14 protein-coding genes are annotated in these 13,940 nt (G+C 39.9%); 11 read left to right on the top strand and 3 right to left on the bottom strand.

Annotated features, from left to right (window positions below; translation table 11 throughout):
* Positions 1–210: 210 nt before the first annotated feature.
* The 4 genes from ACZ5WS_RS05680 (at position 211) to yacG (ending at position 3,861) form a co-directional block, all read left to right on the top strand.
* Positions 211–1,122 carry a prepilin peptidase gene (locus ACZ5WS_RS05680; RefSeq protein WP_464711082.1) on the top strand — a complete coding sequence of 304 codons (912 nt, stop codon included), beginning with the start codon at positions 211–213 and terminating at the stop codon, positions 1,120–1,122.
* 2 nt (positions 1,123–1,124) lie between these two features.
* On the top strand, positions 1,125–1,754 hold the full coding sequence (coaE, locus tag ACZ5WS_RS05675; RefSeq protein WP_464711080.1) for a dephospho-CoA kinase: 630 nt from the start codon (positions 1,125–1,127) through the stop codon (positions 1,752–1,754).
* Between the two features lie 134 nt (positions 1,755–1,888).
* Entirely contained in the window at positions 1,889–3,565 is a 1,677-nt protein-coding gene (pilB, locus tag ACZ5WS_RS05670) for a type IV-A pilus assembly ATPase PilB (protein WP_464711079.1), read from the top strand.
* A gap of 65 nt (positions 3,566–3,630) precedes the next feature.
* Positions 3,631–3,861, top strand: coding sequence for a DNA gyrase inhibitor YacG (gene yacG, locus ACZ5WS_RS05665; protein WP_054202591.1), 231 nt, complete (start codon positions 3,631–3,633; stop codon positions 3,859–3,861).
* Positions 3,862–3,920: 59 nt separating this feature from the next.
* Here yacG and ACZ5WS_RS05660 read toward each other — a convergent pair whose 3' ends face one another.
* A complete protein-coding gene (locus tag ACZ5WS_RS05660) occupies positions 3,921–4,409 on the bottom strand; it encodes a Spy/CpxP family protein refolding chaperone (RefSeq protein WP_464711076.1) in 489 nt (162 codons plus the stop codon).
* A 166-nt stretch (positions 4,410–4,575) separates the two neighbouring features.
* Between ACZ5WS_RS05660 and ACZ5WS_RS05655 the strand changes: the two genes are divergently transcribed.
* Genes ACZ5WS_RS05655 through ACZ5WS_RS05645 form a run of 3 tightly spaced genes read left to right on the top strand, consistent with a single transcriptional unit; the run spans position 4,576 to position 7,604 of the window.
* Entirely contained in the window at positions 4,576–5,265 is a 690-nt protein-coding gene (locus ACZ5WS_RS05655) for a response regulator (RefSeq protein WP_198523712.1), read from the top strand.
* On the top strand, positions 5,243–6,670 hold the full coding sequence (locus tag ACZ5WS_RS05650) for an ATP-binding protein (protein WP_464711074.1): 1,428 nt from the start codon (positions 5,243–5,245) through the stop codon (positions 6,668–6,670). The genes ACZ5WS_RS05655 and ACZ5WS_RS05650 overlap by 23 nt, the downstream gene beginning before the upstream one ends.
* Positions 6,660–7,604, top strand: coding sequence for an alpha/beta fold hydrolase (locus ACZ5WS_RS05645; RefSeq protein ID WP_178956625.1), 945 nt, complete (start codon positions 6,660–6,662; stop codon positions 7,602–7,604). Before ACZ5WS_RS05650 ends, ACZ5WS_RS05645 begins: the two co-directional genes overlap by 11 nt.
* Before the next feature lie 47 nt (positions 7,605–7,651).
* Here ACZ5WS_RS05645 and ACZ5WS_RS05640 read toward each other — a convergent pair whose 3' ends face one another.
* The gene (locus ACZ5WS_RS05640) at positions 7,652–8,533 is read right to left on the bottom strand and encodes a cation diffusion facilitator family transporter (protein WP_464711073.1); all 882 of its coding nucleotides are present in this window, start codon (positions 8,531–8,533) and stop codon (positions 7,652–7,654) included.
* A 105-nt stretch (positions 8,534–8,638) separates the two neighbouring features.
* Here ACZ5WS_RS05640 and trmL point away from each other — a divergent pair, with 105 nt between their 5' ends.
* From trmL to ACZ5WS_RS05620, 4 genes are all read left to right on the top strand, one after another.
* Positions 8,639–9,103 carry a tRNA (uridine(34)/cytosine(34)/5-carboxymethylaminomethyluridine(34)-2'-O)-methyltransferase TrmL gene (trmL, locus tag ACZ5WS_RS05635; protein WP_178956626.1) on the top strand — a complete coding sequence of 155 codons (465 nt, stop codon included), beginning with the start codon at positions 8,639–8,641 and terminating at the stop codon, positions 9,101–9,103.
* Between the two features lie 435 nt (positions 9,104–9,538).
* On the top strand, positions 9,539–10,213 hold the full coding sequence (locus ACZ5WS_RS05630; RefSeq protein WP_138609609.1) for a TorF family putative porin: 675 nt from the start codon (positions 9,539–9,541) through the stop codon (positions 10,211–10,213).
* Positions 10,214–10,222: 9 nt separating this feature from the next.
* On the top strand, positions 10,223–10,948 hold the full coding sequence (locus ACZ5WS_RS05625) for a substrate-binding periplasmic protein (protein WP_138609611.1): 726 nt from the start codon (positions 10,223–10,225) through the stop codon (positions 10,946–10,948).
* Between the two features lie 9 nt (positions 10,949–10,957).
* Positions 10,958–12,445, top strand: coding sequence for a methyl-accepting chemotaxis protein (locus tag ACZ5WS_RS05620; RefSeq protein ID WP_464711072.1), 1,488 nt, complete (start codon positions 10,958–10,960; stop codon positions 12,443–12,445).
* 485 nt (positions 12,446–12,930) lie between these two features.
* Here the strand turns inward: ACZ5WS_RS05620 and gpsA are convergent, their stop codons facing one another.
* Positions 12,931–13,938, bottom strand: coding sequence for an NAD(P)H-dependent glycerol-3-phosphate dehydrogenase (gene gpsA, locus ACZ5WS_RS05615; RefSeq protein WP_138609615.1), 1,008 nt, complete (start codon positions 13,936–13,938; stop codon positions 12,931–12,933).
* Between the last annotated feature and the right edge of the window lie 2 nt (positions 13,939–13,940).

The raw sequence follows: 13,940 nt of genomic DNA, 5'->3' as shown, positions 1-13,940 counted from the left end.
GCCCGTTACCCGTAACCTTAACAACCTCTAAAAGCGAAGCGTCTCTTAACCTCTTTGTGAATAATGACCTTACGCGGCATAAAGCCCCGCCTACAGAACAATTAAAACGCGGTGATTCCCCACATCTCGTTGCCCGTTGCTTGAACCTAATTTTGCACTTATATAAAACCACTGTATTATCAACACAGAATTTAGCTTTAGGTAAAATAAATGCAAAGTCTTTTTATTGATATCAGCAACGCGATGCAAGCTAACTTATGGTTTTATTTGACCACGGTTGGCCTAGTGAGTTTATGTATCGGCAGCTTTTTAAATGTGGTGATATATCGCTTGCCAGTAATGATGCAAAAAGAATGGCAAACTGAGTGCCGCCTATTATTAGCCGATGAACTAACCAGCCCAAAGACTGAACAGACCACCTCACAAAATACTGACACGTTTAATTTAGTTAAGCCCAACTCATGTTGTCCTAAGTGCAAAGCAGCCATTAAACCATGGCAAAACATTCCTATATTTAGTTGGTTATTTTTAAAAGGTAAATGCGCAACCTGTGATAACCCAATTTCAGTGCGTTACCCAATCATTGAAGCCATTACCGCTATTTTAAGCCTAGTTGTTGCTTACACTTTTGGCGCAACTGAGCAGGCTTTATTGTACATTGTAGTGACTTGGGCATTGGTAGCACTGACTTTTATTGATATTGATCACATGCTACTGCCAGATCAGCTTACTTTGCCGCTTTTATGGCTGGCGTTAATCGCCTCAGTATTGGGTTATACCATAGCCCCTAGCGATGCCATTATTGGTGCAGCATGTGGTTACTTAAGCTTATGGAGCGTATTTTGGCTGTTTAAGTTAATAACCGGCAAAGAAGGTATGGGTTATGGCGACTTTAAATTACTGGCTGTATTTGGCGCACTGCTGGGTTGGCAATCGTTATTGATCATTATTTTACTCTCAAGCGTGGTAGGCGCAGTAATAGGCATTGCCCTGCTGAGTATTCAAGGTAAAGACAAAGCAACGCCTATTCCTTTTGGTCCTTATTTAGCAATAGCCGGTTGGATAACTATGCTGTGGGGTACACAACTACAAAACAGCTATTTTAATTTTATTGGTTACTAACTATGAGTAATACACAACACCATAAAAATAACTGGGTGCTGGGCCTAACCGGCGGGATTGGCTGTGGTAAAACCGCAGCTAGCGATATGTTGGCAGAGCTAGGCACTACTATTGTTGATGCTGATATTGTAGCTCGCCAAGTGATTGAACCTGACACTGATGGTTTAAAGGCCATTATTAAACATTTCGGCTCTGACATACTCGATGAACATGGCGCATTAAACCGTAGCGAGCTAAGAGCACGTATTTTTAGTAACCCTGAGCAAAAAACATGGCTCAATGCGCTGTTGCATCCTTTAATACGCACTCAGCTTATTATTGATTTAAAAAACGCGCAAAGCGACTATGTGGTTTTAGTTGCCCCGCTATTATTTGAAAATGAGCTTGATCGCTACTGTAATCGTACTTTGCTAATTGATGTACCCGTAGAAATACAAATTACCCGCACCACAAAACGTGACAATATTAGCTCTGAACAAGCAAAACAAATTATTGACGCACAGATGTCTCGTGAGCATAAACAACAAAAAGCGGATGATATTTTAAATAATAACCGCGATTTAAACGATGTAAAACAAGACTTACTTAAGCTACATAATTATTATTTACAGCTAGCAAAGTCTACAATATAGAGTGACTGACCCAATCACAGCGCAATAAACTGATATTTTTATCGGTAAATTATCTGCTGCATTGGTACGATTAATGTATTCCTTTCTTTTTTCTGATAAATTGCTGAGTAAAGAAGGATTAAATCAGGTGCGCAATGAATATTAACTCACCGTTACTAAGAAAATTTATTACCCTCGGCCGTGTCGATACTGATACCGTAAAAGCCAGGCAGCAAGACTTTGCGTCAACCGCAGAACTTATTTCTAAATGCGGAAAAATAGATAGCAAAGATTTAGCTGAGCAATGTATTGATTTGTTTAGAGTGCCTTTTTTTGATTTAAAAGATTTTAATGTTGCACAAATTCCTGCCGAGCTAGTTAAAGAAAAGCTGATCCGTAAGCATCATATTTTACCTTTGGTACAAAAAGGCAGAAAAGTATATATTGCCGCTTCAGATCCTACCGATTACGGCGCTTTTGAAAACTTTGAATTTAGCACCGGTTTATCGTGTGAAGTGGTGGTAGTTGACTACATTCAACTCGATAATAAAATTGAGCAACTACTGGATGCTGCAGGTAGCTTAAATTTAAGTGAGGATGAATTTAAAGAGTTTGCTGAACTAGATTCTGAGCCACAAAAAGACCATACGCCAAAAGACGATGACAAAGACGACGCCCCTATTATTGTCTACATTAATAAAATTTTAATGGACGCAATAAAAAAAGGCGCTTCGGATCTTCACTTTGAACCTTATGAACATAAATACCGTATTCGCTTTCGCATCGACGGAATTTTACATGAGGTAGCCAGCCCGCCAAACACCTTGGCCAGTAAGCTATCTGCCCGTATAAAAGTTATGTCGCGCCTTGATATCGCTGAAAAACGTAAGCCACAAGATGGCCGTATAAAACTCAAAGTGACAGAACGTAAAAGTATTGATTTTCGTGTTAGTACCATGCCTACCTTATGGGGCGAAAAAATTGTAATGCGTATCCTCGATTCATCAAGTGCCATGTTAGGTATTGATGTATTAGGTTATGAACCTGAGCAGAAAAAACTCTACCTCGATGCATTAGAGCAACCACAAGGGATGATTTTAGTTACCGGTCCAACTGGCTCAGGTAAAACCGTCTCCCTGTATACGGGTTTAAATATACTCAATCAGCCAGAGCGTAACATCAGTACCGCCGAAGATCCGGTAGAAATTAACCTCGAAGGGGTTAATCAGGTACAAATAAACATTAAAGCCGACATGACCTTTGCTAATGCTTTACGAGCGTTCTTACGCCAAGATCCCGATGTAGTAATGGTAGGTGAGATACGAGATTTAGAAACCGCTGAAATATCAATTAAAGCGGCTCAAACCGGTCACTTAGTACTATCAACGCTACATACCAACTCTGCACCTGAAACCATAACTCGTCTGTTAAACATGGGCGTACCCGCGTATAATGTGGCCAGTTCAATTAGCTTAATAATCGCCCAACGTTTAGCGCGCCGATTATGCTCTAAATGTAAAACACCAGAGCAGTTACCCCGTGAAGAGCTTATTCGCCAAGGCTTTAGTGAACAACAAATACAGGATATGGTTTTGTATGCCCCTAAAGGCTGTGAAAGCTGTACTGAGGGCTATAAAGGCCGTGTTGGTATTTACGAGGTTATGAAAATCACCCCCGAAATAGCGCAAATTATAATGCGTGGTGGTAACTCACTAGAAATTGCTGAGGTATCACTTAAAGCAGGGTATAACAATTTACGTTTATCGGGTATTCGTAAAGCAGCAGAGGGTGTGACCTCGCTGGCTGAGATAAACCGCGTTACTAGTTTTTAAATAAAATGCTTAGTTGCTTAACGATAAATTGAGCAGCCAAGCCTATATTAATTTGAGAGTAAATTATGCCAACTATGGTTAACTGCCCAACCTGCAAAGTAAAAGTAGAATGGTCAGCACAAAGTCCGCACCGCCCTTTTTGCTCAAAGCGTTGCCAACTTATTGACTTAGGAGAGTGGTCGTTTGAAAATAATAAAATTTCAGCACCCATCACCTCTGCAGATGAATTCAATCAAGACATGATTGAAGACATTGAAGCAATGATGGCAAAAAATGAAGATGACTTTTTTAAATAATCACTCGTGTAATATAAAAAAGCCAGCATTTAGCTGGCTTTTTGCTTTGTGTTAAAACGCTATGCTTTATGTTTGCGGTGCTTTTTGGTCATTCGCTGCTGAATTTTAGCTAACTTCTCTTTTTGCTCAGCGTTAAGTAGTTGCATTACTTGATGCTGGGTTTTTAATTTAATTAACCCCAATTGCTGTTTCTTATCTTGGCGTGCAGTTAATAACTCTTTCGCTGCATTTTCGTCAAAATTTGGCGCTGACAATAACGCGTCCATTTGTTCTTTATAGGCTTGGCGCTGTGCCTGGCGCACGTCTTTGTCTTGGCTTCTTAGCGCTTTAATTTGCGTTTTTTGCGCTGTAAAAATCGCTTTTAGTTGTGTTTGTTGCTCTTGCGTAAGTGCCAGCTTATCTGCTGCTCGCTCAGAGAGTAAAAAGCGCGCCTGAGAGTGACCTTGTTTATAGCCATCGCCTTTTGCAAATACGCTGCCCGTAGTGAGCGTTACCGCTGTTAAACCGCAAATGAGTACTAATTTTGATAACGTGTTTACTTTAGTCATAATCATCACCTTTATATTGAGTTGGTTGTTGGCTGCTAACCAGTGTGTTCACTATAACCGGCTCAATGCAAAGTAACGCAAAGCAGTGTAAAGGTTATGTAAAGACTAACTATTGATACATTAAACGCGTAAAATAAAACCATAAACAGCGCGTAAGGCTTTATATATGAAACTATTAATGATTGATGATGACACCGGTTTATGCGAATTATTAAGCGAATACCTAAGTGCACAAGGCTTTAGCATTCAAACCGCACATGATGGTCAACAAGGCTTAGAGCTTGCCTTGCAAAACGATTACGCGCTTATATTACTAGACGTCATGTTGCCCTCTATAGATGGCTTTGAAGTACTGAAACAACTCAGGCAAAGTAAATTAACACCGGTGATTATGCTGACCGCTAAAGGAGAAGACTTTGACCGTATTTTTGGTTTAGAACTCGGCGCTGACGACTACATACCAAAGCCTTTTAATCACAGAGAACTACTAGCCCGCGTAAAAGCAATTACTCGCCGCATTGAACATATTAATAGTGTAAGTAATAACACTAATAAAAAGCTCTCTTTAAATGGTATTACTATTAATTTTGCTGCGCGAGAGGCCAGTATTAATAACATCCCCCTCACATTAACGGGCACCGAATACGAAATACTCGCTTTATTGATAAAACACGCGCCTGATGTAATTAGCAAAGAGCAAATAAGCGAAGATGTATTAGGCAGACGCTTAGCATCTTTTGACCGCTCTATAGATATGCATGTGAGTAATATTCGTAAAAAAATAGCCGAGCATATTGAGGGCGATAAAATTAAAACAATGAGAGGAGCGGGATATGTCTTCATCCAAGGAGAATAAAGCTCTGCGCTTTAGTTGGCTACGCCACCCACGACATTATCTGTTTTTTAAAGTGTTTACGTGGTTTTGGCTGACCATTATTGGCACTTTTACAGCGCTCTTTTTCTTGAGTAATATTTCACTAATAAACGCCATTAGCCATGATCCACTACAAGGGCCGATGCAAAAAAATCTAGAATATTTGGCACGAGGTATCGAGCGTAGCGCACATAAACACAAGCGCTCTATTAATGACATTATTACTCATCCGCGTTTAACGAAACGTAAGTTGCTTTATTTAAATTCACAAAATAGCGATGAAGTGTTGATCAGTAAAAATGTTGAGAACAATATTGATTTAAGCTTACTTAACTTTAGTAAGGGCATGCCACCACAGGTTATTTTTACTGAATATTACCAAGCTTTTGGCCCTGTGCGCATTCGGGTTCCTGAAGGAGAATTTGAGTTATATGAAATCGATATCAATCAGCAGCGACCGCTCTTTATTCGCTTAAGATTATTACCCGTTTGGTTAAAAATTACCATGGCAATTATTGCCTCGCTTACGCTTAGCTTTTTATTTAGCCGTAACTTAATTGCCCCTATAAATAGCTTAAAACAAGCCGCTATCAGGCTCTCAAACGGCGATTTAAGTGCGCGTGCAACAATAAATAGTCAGCGAAAAGATGAACTTGGAGTTTTAGGGCGCGACTTTAACCGGATGGCCGATCAACTAGAGCAACTGCTTAGCGCTCAAAAACGTTTATTAGCCGATATATCCCATGAATTACGCTCCCCGCTAACCCGTTTAAAAATGGCTACAGGACTTGCACAAATGCAGGCAAGTGAGGCAAATCAATCTTATTTGTTGCGTATTGAAAAAGAAGCTAACCAACTGGATAAAATGATAGCCGATGTATTGCAGATATCGCGCTTAGAAGCCAATAGCCAACCTTTATCGCTGCAAACACAGTCGCTGCAAGTGATTGTTGACCATGTAATAAACGATGCTCAGTTTGAAGCAAAACAGCACAATAAAACCTTAATTGTACATGGTAATGTTGAAGTAAATATAGAGTGCGACGAAATGTTGATTGCCAGTGCCTTAGAGAACATTCTGCGCAACGCCATTAAATATGCACAACATACTATTAGTATTAGCTTAAAACACAGTGATACCATATACATACAAATATGTGATGACGGCCTAGGCGTACCTAAAGCGCAACTCGATAAGTTGTGTGAACCGTTTTTTAGGCAATCAGATGCCCGCGACCGCCACAGTGGGGGGACAGGGTTAGGGTTAGCCATTGCAAAAAATGCGGTAATAGCGCATGGCGGAAATTTAGTTTTATCAAACAAAGACGCTGGCGGATTATGCGTTGAAGTAAGCTTACCAATACAAAAGAGAGACCATGTTTTATAGCACTGAAAGCGAGCTTGAAAATAACCTGTCTGCAATTACTGAGTTTTATACTAATACGCTTAAAAAAGCGTATTTAAACACAGCAGCTGGGGAATTATTTTATGCTTATGCCAAGCCTAAAAATGCTCATACAGCCATTGTTATTAGTTCAGGGCGTATTGAAGGACTCGATAAATACAAAGAGCTACTTTGGGAGCTTTATTGTAATAATTTTGCTGTGTTTATTGTTGATCACCAAGGCCAAGGTCGCTCTTATCGGTTATTAAAAAACCCCCACAAAGGTTACGTAAAACAATTTGAAGATTACAGTCACGATCTTAACCAGTTTAATGAAAAAGTGGTGCAGCAGCACTGGCAAGGTAAAAAACTACTACTTAGCCATTCAATGGGCGGCGCCATTGCGTTTGATTACTTAGCACGCTATTCACATGATTTTAGTGGAGCGTTTTTATCGGCGCCCATGTTTGATATTTATACCAAAGGAATACCCAAACCAATTGCACAGTTTATCGCTGCGAGTGCGTCATTATTAGGTTTCTCAGGATGTTATGCACTAGGGCAAAGCGATTATTCAGCTGAAGAGTTTGCGCTTAATACTTTAACCAGTAGTCAAATACGTTACGAGCAATTTAGGGCAACTTATCAGCAAACCCCACTATTACAATTAGGTGGTGTGACTTATGGTTGGCTGCATACCGTTTTTTCGTTCATTAAAGCACTCGATAAGCTATCTATAACCACCCCACTATTTATAGCCAGCGCAGAAAATGATGAAGTGGTTGATAATCAAGCCCAACATAAGCTCGCAAGTAGGCATAAAAATACCCTAATCAAGCAGTTTAAAGGAGCTAAGCACGAGCTGTTTTTTGAACGTGATGATATCCGCCAATCACTGCTAACTAGCCTGTATAAATTTTGCGAGTCTGTAAATTAACCTCAATTATAGATAATAAATCTATCTCAAGCAGAGTTCAGATTAGGTTAACGACTAAGTGAGAGCGGATCTAGATGAATCAATATATCCACTTGTGATTCAAACTGCTGAGTGATCATGGCTTCCACTTCGTCTGATACTTTATGGGCACGAATAAGTGGTAAATTGTCATCAAGCTCTAAATGCAGCTGAATAAATTTAACTTTACCACCTTGTCGAGTACGAATACCGTGCACCCCATAAACGTCATTATGATTACGGGCTATTTCAAAAATACTTTGCTTTTCTTCATCGGGTAGCTCTTTATCCATTAAGTGTGAGGCACTCTCGGTTGCTATATCCCAGCTGTTATAAAGTAAATATCCTGCCACACCTATGGCAAATAACGGATCAGCATACAGCACCCCATAATAAGCAAGTAAAATAGCAAGTAGCACCGCTGCATTTAAAATTAAATCGCCTTTGTAGTGCACAGAATCTGCTTTTATAGCGATTGATTCTGTATGCTTTACGACTTTATTTTGCACATACACAATCACTAATGTACACACTATGGCAAAAATACTCACCCATACACCTAATAATGAATGCGTCAGCTCTATGGGGTTAATGAGACGCTCAATACCATGAAACGCCAATAAACAACCCGAGCCTGCAATAAAAGCGGCCTGCCCTAACCCTGCAAGCGCCTCTGCTTTACCGTGGCCAAATCGGTGGTCGTCATCCGCAGGACGCAGCGCGTACGATAAAACCAAAAAGCTCATTAACGTTGCTGTGATATCCATTAATGAGTCGGTTAATGAGCCAAGCATTGACGCAGAACCCGACGCTAGCCACGCCCATGCCTTGGTCGCAATCATTAGGCTGACCATAACCATGGTCACTATGCTAGAGGCTTTAACCCAAAATTCATAACTGCGATTATGCACGTATCTTTCCGCTGTAAGCTGTATTTAATGTTTTCAGTATATCATTTTTTATTCATTGTTCGTGTATACTGAGCTCGTCAAATTAAAGATTTTATAGGGCTTATTGTGCTGGATATTGTTTTATACCAACCTGAAATTCCGCCTAACACCGGGAATATCATTCGTTTATGTGCCAATACAGGCTTTGCACTTCATTTAATTGAACCATTGGGGTTTGAGTGGGATGACAAACGTGTAAAACGCGCTGGCCTTGATTATCACGAATTTAGCCATGTGCAACGCCATGCTTCATTTGAAGCTTACTTAGAAAAGTGCCAGCCTAAAAAAGTGTATGCGTGCACTACTAAAGGTAGTCAATTTCATCACCAAGCACAGTATGAAGCGGGTGACTGTTTGGTATTTGGTCCTGAGACTCGAGGTTTGCCTGATGAAATGATCCAAGCATTACCCAATGAGCAACGTGTTCGTATTCCTATGCAAGCCGATAGTCGCAGTATGAACCTATCTAATGCAGTAGCTGTGTTTGTGTATGAATCTTGGCGCCAACTTGGTTTTCCTAACGCCCAATAAATTAAACTGGCGTTTAAATTTAGTAACTTTAAGCGCCACTAAGTATTAGGATCTGTTGACCTTTCAAGGTTGAATTTTCAGCATTCTGCTTGGTATTTAGGCAAGGCAGAGCCTAGGTGGTGTGGTATTCCCCACAAATAGGCGATAACGCAGCATCAATAACAAACAGGCGCTGCCCAAAGGGTTCTGCCTAGGGACGATTTACTCTTTTTTGCTCGGTTTTTGCTCATTCTTACATGGATGTAAGCCAGTAGAATAACGCAGGAGCAGTTATCGAGCCCACTAGGTTACAAACCTCGCGCCGCGATTAAACCGCTCCTAGTTTGAACAAATTTTAATCCACAAAGGTCAACAGACCCTTATCACTGACTATTTTTCAAAATCTATAAACTTGTACTAAGCTAATAATAATATTCCTTTTTAAAACGTTAAATTATGAAAAAATTATTACTTAGCTCATTCCTACTTTGCTCAACTTCATCACTTGCGGCAACTTCGGCAACAGTAACTGTTGTTTCTGATTATTTATTCAATGGTGTTAGCCAAACTCAAGAGGACCCCGCCCTACAGGCTAGTTTTGACTGGGCTGGAGACACTGGTTTTTATGCTGGTGTTTGGGGTTCAAATGTCGACTTTGGAGAAGGTACAGACATAGAAGCAGACGGTTATTTAGGTTATTTTACTAGTCTAAACGATTCTATAAACCTTGACGTAGGCATAGCTCAATACACCTACCATGGCGAGGACTTTAGCTCAGACTATAACTATGCTGAAGCGTACGCTAAGTTCAATTATGGTAATACTAATCTAAACTTCTGGCATGCATGGGATTACTTTGGTACGGGTGCTGGCCACAGCATTGTAATGATCACGCACAACTTTCCCATTAATGATGCTTTTTCGATTGATATAGGTGCCGACTACTCACTCAGCCATGATGACGACAAATGGCAGTGGGAAGCTGATGATGATAACTATATTCATTGGCGTGTTGGTGCTAATTACACTATCAACGACTGGAACTTATCGGCCAGCTATGAAGACACAGACTTAGACACCTATGGTGACTCGACTATACTTCTTTCAGTATCAAGAACATTTAACTTTTAAGGTTACGCTATGAAAACATTATTACTATTAATATTATTAGGTTTTTCAAACTTAGTCTGTGCCGATACCGTTTACTTAACGTCATTAGCTTGGCCGCCTTATGCTGATAAATCACTTGATCAACAAGGTGCATCTGTTGCTGTAGCGAAAGCCGCATTTAAAGCTGAAGGGCATGAGCTTGTTGTAGACTTTTTCCCATGGTCTCGCGCAGTTAATTCTGCAGCTCAAGCAAATTCAAAGTATGTTGGTTATTTTCCTGAGTATATGCATGACACGTCTGATTTTGTATTTTCAAATCCAACAGGTACAGGTCCACTTGGGTTAGTACAAAACAATGTAAAACCTATCACTTTCTCTACTACCAGTGATTTAGCTGGTAAGCGTATAGGTGTGGTGCAAGATTATGTAAATACTAAAGAGCTTGACGATATGATTGCCGCGGGTTCGATAAAGGGTGATGCAGTCCCCTCCGATGTACTAAATATCAAAAAAGTTGCAGCTGGTAGAATTGATGCAGCAGTTATTGATGCCAATGTGCTTAATTATTTACTAAGTACTGATAAATCACTGGCAAGCATGAAAAGTAAAGTATCAATGAATGAAACATTACTTGAAGATAAAAGCCTTTATATTGCATTTAGAAACGATGCCGAAGGAAAAAAATGGCAGCAAATCTACAACTCAGGGTTAGAGAAGATAGATGTTAATGCAATAATGTCAAACTACTTAAAGTAAGGACATCCTTTGACCCGTTCAATTTTATTTAGGCTTGTAGTTACCACGTTGAGCGCTATGATATTGGTGCTGTTGTGCTTTGGAATTTATGATTATACCACCCAAAGTAAGCAACTAAAGCAAAAACTTGATACTGAGATTAGCCTAGCTAAGGAACGTATTGGTTTATCGTTACCCAATGCAATGTGGAACTTTCAAGACGAGCTCGCAAATAAGTTAATAAAAGCTGAAGTAGCTTCTGATAATATTTCTAAAATAACAATTTATGATACTAATGAGCAAGTTTTTGCAGAAACAGACGGTGTAAAAACACAGTCTGTTATACAAAGTGAACTTATTTATGATGATTCAGGTACTCCTAATAAAGTCGGCTCAGTGAGTCTTTACGTTGAATACAGTCATATTGATAAAGTATTAACTGAATTGGCGATATTTTTAGTCATTGAGATGCTGTTGCTTGCCAGTATTTTGGGAGCTGTTTTAGTTTATATTTTTAAAAAACTAGTTGCGCAGCCTCTATCTGAGGTAGCAGAAAAAATGGCAATGATAGCCAGTGGTGATGGCGACCTAACACAAGAAATCGTTGTTAGATGCGATGACGAAATAGGTCAACTGGCAGCCTCTTTTAATAAGTTTGAGCATAAAATTGCAGCGCTTATAAATGGTTTTAAATTGTCGGTAGATGATTCGCTTAGTGTTGCAGGTAATATCTCATCACTAAGCGCAGAAGGCGTGCACTATTTATCCACACAACAGGTAGAAACAGACCAAATAGCGACAGCCATTACACAAATGGCTTCCTCTGCAACCGAAATAGAAAATAATGCAAAGCATACTTTGAACTCTGCAGAAACTGCAAATATTGATGCACAAAAAGTTCATGAAGCTTTTTTAAACTCTATTAACTCTATTGAAAGTTTAGTCGGTCAACTTGATGAATCATCTAGAGTAATAGGTACTTTAGAAGAATCTGTTCAGGATATTGTATCAGTACTTGACGTTATTCAGGCTATCGCAGAACAAACAAACCTACTGGCATTAAACGCCGCTATTGAAGCAGCTCGAGCAGGTGAGCAAGGGCGAGGGTTTGCCGTAGTTGCTGATGAAGTACGTTCTTTAGCAAGTAGAACACAAAAAAGCACAGCGGAGATCCATACTACCATTGAAAATTTGCAAAAAGGCTCTCAATCTGCAGTAAATGTCATGCAACTTAGTAAAAATATGAGTCAAGACAGTATGAGTGCCGCAACTGCAGCGAGCGAGCTGATTGCAAATATTTCTGACGCAATTGGATCAATTACCCAAATGTCGAGCCATATTTCAAGTGCAGTTACCGAGCAAAGCACCGTTGCTGAGGACTTAAGTAAAAATATTAATGAAGTGGTATCGGCTGGACAAAGTAGTATGGCTAAAATTGAACAAGTTCAAACTTACTCTCGGGATATGCAAGAGCTAGCGGCACAATTAAAAGATTCTGCCAGTGTTTTTAAAACGTAACCTAAAACTGGGACAAGTAGACTGTTGAAAGTTGTATTTATTCAAGATCTAGTGACATTTAAAGGTTAAGTTTACAGCTGCATGTTTGATCTGGAGGTAAGATTGAGTCTATGTAGTGTGGTTGGCCATAAATAGGCGCAGCAGTTATTGATGCTAATGCATTAAAGTACTTACTGAGCACAGATAAATCCCTTACCAGCCTTGCAAGTAAAGTTGCGATGAACGCAAATTTACTTGAAGAGAAAAAACTATATATTGCGTTTAGAAACGATGCAGAAGGACAAAAATGGCAACAAATTTATAATAAAGGTTTAGCCAAAATAAACGTCAATCAAATAATGACAAACTACTCTAATTAAGCGTATATGTCGTAATAGCTTTATTAAAGCAACCTTAAGATTAGCACATTTGCCAATACCTTAAGGTTGCTCACTATGAATAACACTTAAGGTAGGCAATAATTGATTTTAATAAATTTGGTGTTATTACTCAGAAGTTTGTTCTCTACCAAGTAATGCCATAGCAGCTGCTTTCATGCCTTTATTCTCATAAAGCACTTTGTATATTTGCTCAGTGATTGGCATTTCAACGCCCGCACGCTGCGCAAGTAAATACACTTCTTTGGTATTTCTGAAGCCTTCAACTACTTGGCCGATTGATGCAATCGCATCATCAACACTTTCACCTTGACCTAAGGCTAAACCAAAACGGCGGTTGCGCGACTGATTATCGGTACAGGTTAGAATTAAATCGCCTAAACCAGCCATCCCCATAAAGGTCTCTGGTTTCGCACCTAGGGCACAACCCAAACGCGATAACTCTGCTAAACCACGAGTAATAAGCGCGGTACGTGCATTTGCACCAAAGCCGACACCATCAGAAATCCCTGCACCAATAGCAATCACGTTTTTAACCGCACCACCAAGCTGTATGCCAATAAAGTCGTCATTGTTGTACACTCTAAACGATCGACCGCAATGTAATAAATCGGCAATTTGTTTCGCAAATGCTGATGACGTTGATGACACCGAAATGGCAGTTGGTGAACCCTTCGCCATTTCTTTAGCAAAAGTTGGCCCCGAAAGCACCGCTAATGGCACTTCTTCACCGAGTTCTTGCACTGCCACTTCTTGCAATAAACGCCCAGTATCAGGCTCAAGTCCTTTAGTAGCCCACGCTATTTTTGCATCAGAGCGCAAAGCCGGTTTAATTTGCTTTAACGTGTCAGCAAACGCATGACTCGGCACAACAACTAAAACAATATCGCTAGCTGCTGTTGCATGCTGTAAATCAGCTTCAAGAGTTAAGGTGTCAGGAAAAGGAATATCAGGTAAGTAACGTTGATTTTTTCGCTCAGCTGCAAGCGTCGCAACGTCTTGACTATTGCGTCCCCATAAAGTCACTTTGTGACCATTTCGGGCTAAACAAATAGCAAGGGCGGTGCCATATGACCCCGCCCCTAAAACAGTAACAGCTGATGTTGCTGTATTCATAA

Source organism: Pseudoalteromonas sp. 11L1 (genome assembly GCF_055397545.1).
This window is presented reverse-complemented; position numbering and strand designations above follow the sequence as displayed.

Coding starts and splice junctions, on each gene's coding strand:
- ACZ5WS_RS05680 (WP_464711082.1), top strand. CDS start 211: ATGCAAAGTCTTTTTATTGATATCAGCAACGCGATGCAAGCTAACTTA.
- coaE (WP_464711080.1), top strand. CDS start 1,125: ATGAGTAATACACAACACCATAAAAATAACTGGGTGCTGGGCCTAACC.
- pilB (WP_464711079.1), top strand. CDS start 1,889: ATGAATATTAACTCACCGTTACTAAGAAAATTTATTACCCTCGGCCGT.
- yacG (WP_054202591.1), top strand. CDS start 3,631: ATGCCAACTATGGTTAACTGCCCAACCTGCAAAGTAAAAGTAGAATGG.
- ACZ5WS_RS05660 (WP_464711076.1), bottom strand. CDS start 4,409: ATGACTAAAGTAAACACGTTATCAAAATTAGTACTCATTTGCGGTTTA.
- ACZ5WS_RS05655 (WP_198523712.1), top strand. CDS start 4,576: ATGAAACTATTAATGATTGATGATGACACCGGTTTATGCGAATTATTA.
- ACZ5WS_RS05650 (WP_464711074.1), top strand. CDS start 5,243: ATGTCTTCATCCAAGGAGAATAAAGCTCTGCGCTTTAGTTGGCTACGC.
- ACZ5WS_RS05645 (WP_178956625.1), top strand. CDS start 6,660: ATGTTTTATAGCACTGAAAGCGAGCTTGAAAATAACCTGTCTGCAATT.
- ACZ5WS_RS05630 (WP_138609609.1), top strand. CDS start 9,539: ATGAAAAAATTATTACTTAGCTCATTCCTACTTTGCTCAACTTCATCA.
- ACZ5WS_RS05625 (WP_138609611.1), top strand. CDS start 10,223: ATGAAAACATTATTACTATTAATATTATTAGGTTTTTCAAACTTAGTC.
- gpsA (WP_138609615.1), bottom strand. CDS start 13,938: ATGAATACAGCAACATCAGCTGTTACTGTTTTAGGGGCGGGGTCATAT.